Annotated in this window: 2 protein-coding genes; both read right to left on the bottom strand. The window is 70.7% G+C overall.

Annotation, left to right across the window (positions count from 1 at the left end; translation table 11 throughout):
* Positions 1-5: 5 nt before the first annotated feature.
* A complete protein-coding gene (locus tag ACFV9O_RS40200) occupies positions 6-968 on the bottom strand; it encodes an electron transfer flavoprotein subunit alpha/FixB family protein (RefSeq protein WP_385428009.1) in 963 nt (320 codons plus the stop codon).
* A 67-nt stretch (positions 969-1,035) separates the two neighbouring features.
* On the bottom strand, positions 1,036-1,821 hold the full coding sequence (locus ACFV9O_RS40195) for an electron transfer flavoprotein subunit beta/FixA family protein (protein ID WP_385428006.1): 786 nt from the start codon (positions 1,819-1,821) through the stop codon (positions 1,036-1,038).
* Positions 1,822-1,835: the final 14 nt, after the last annotated feature.

Below are 1,835 nucleotides of genomic sequence, written 5' to 3'. Positions count from 1 at the left end.
GGGGGTCAGCCCTTGCGGGTGTTGATCTCCTCGGTCAGCTGCGGGACGACCTGGAAGAGGTCGCCGACGACGCCGTAGTCGACGAGGTCGAAGATCGGGGCCTCGGCGTCCTTGTTGATCGCGACGATGGTCTTGGAGGTCTGCATGCCGGCCCGGTGCTGGATCGCGCCGGAGATGCCGGAGGCGATGTACAGCTGCGGGGACACGGACTTGCCGGTCTGGCCGACCTGGTTGGAGTGCGGGTACCAGCCGGCGTCGACCGCGGCACGGGAGGCGCCGACGGCGGCACCCAGGGAGTCGGCCAGCGCCTCGATCACCGCGAAGTTCTCCGCGCCGTTGACGCCACGGCCGCCGGAGACCACGATCGCGGCCTCGGTCAGCTCCGGCCGGCCGGTCGACTCCCGCGGGGTGCGGGCGGTGACCTTGGTGCCGGTGGCCTGCTCGCCGAAGGAGACCGTGAGGGCCTCGACGGCGCCGGCGGCCGGGGCCGGCTCGACCGGGGCCGAGTTCGGCTTCACCGTGATGACCGGGGTGCCCTTGGTGATGCGGGACTTGGTGGTGAAGGAGGCGGCGAACGCGGACTGCGTCGCGACCGGGCCCTCCTCGCCGGCCTCCAGGTCGACCGCGTCGGTGATCAGACCGGAGCCGATACGGACCGCGAGACGGGCCGCGATCTCCTTGCCCTCCGCCGACGACGGCACCAGCACCGCGGCCGGGGAGACGGCCTCGCAGGCGGCCTGCAGCGCATCCACCTTCGGCACCACGAGGTAGTCGGCGAACTCGGGCGCATCGGCGGTCAGCACCTTCACCGCGCCGTGCCCGGCGAGCGCGGCGGCGGTGTTCTCGGCGCCGGAGCCGAGGGCGACCGCGACGGGCTCGCCGATCCGGCGGGCCAGGGTCAGCAGTTCCAGGGTGGGCTTGCGGACGGCACCGTCCACGTGGTCGACGTAGACGAGAACTTCAGCCATGGGACTTCTTCTCTCCTGCTTGCGAAGTATGAAGGGGGGCAGTGGGGTTGACGACCGAAGCTCAGCCTCAGATGAACTTCTGGCTCGCCAGGAAGGCCGCGAGCTGCTTGCCGCCCTCGCCCTCGTCCTTGACGATCGTGCCCGCGGTCCGGGCCGGACGCTCGGCCGCGGAGTCGACCGCGGTCCAGGCACCCTCCAGGCCGACCTCCTCCGCCTCCAGGTCCAGGTCCGACAGGTCCAGCGACTGCACCGGCTTCTTCTTCGCCGCCATGATCCCCTTGAACGACGGGTAGCGGGCCTCACCCGACTGGTCCGTCACCGACACCACGGCCGGCAGCGACGCCTGAAGCTGCTCCGAGGCGGTGTCACCGTCCCGGCGGCCCTTCACGATCCCGTCCTCGACCGCCACCTCGGACAGCAGCGTCACCTGCGGGACACCCAGCCGCTCGGCCAGGATCGCCGGCAGCACACCCATCGTGCCGTCGGTGGACGCCATCCCGCACACCACCAGGTCATAGCCGGTCTTCTCGATCGCCTTCGCCAGCACCAGCGACGTGCCCATGACGTCCGAGCCGTGCAGGTCGTCGTCCTCGACATGGACGGCCTTGTCCGCGCCCATCGACAACGCCTTGCGCAGCGCGTCCTTGGCGTCCTCCGGACCCACCGTCAGCACCGTGATCTCCGCGTCGTCCGCCGCCTCGGCGATCTGCAGCGCCTGCTCGACCGCGTACTCGTCGAGCTCCGACAGCAGGCCGTCCACGTCGTCACGATCGACGGTCAGGTCATCGGCGAAGTGCCGGTCGCCGGTGGCGTCGGGCACGTACTTCACACAGACAACGATCCTCAAGCTCACGCCGGCTCTCCTAC

Origin of the sequence: Streptomyces sp. NPDC059909, assembly GCF_042730885.1 — a bacterium.
GTDB lineage: Bacteria > Actinomycetota > Actinomycetes > Streptomycetales > Streptomycetaceae > Streptomyces.
Note: the sequence above shows the minus strand (reverse complement) of the source record. Positions and strands in the feature narration are given on the sequence as shown.

Coding starts and splice junctions, on each gene's coding strand:
- ACFV9O_RS40200 (WP_385428009.1), bottom strand. CDS start 968: ATGGCTGAAGTTCTCGTCTACGTCGACCACGTGGACGGTGCCGTCCGC.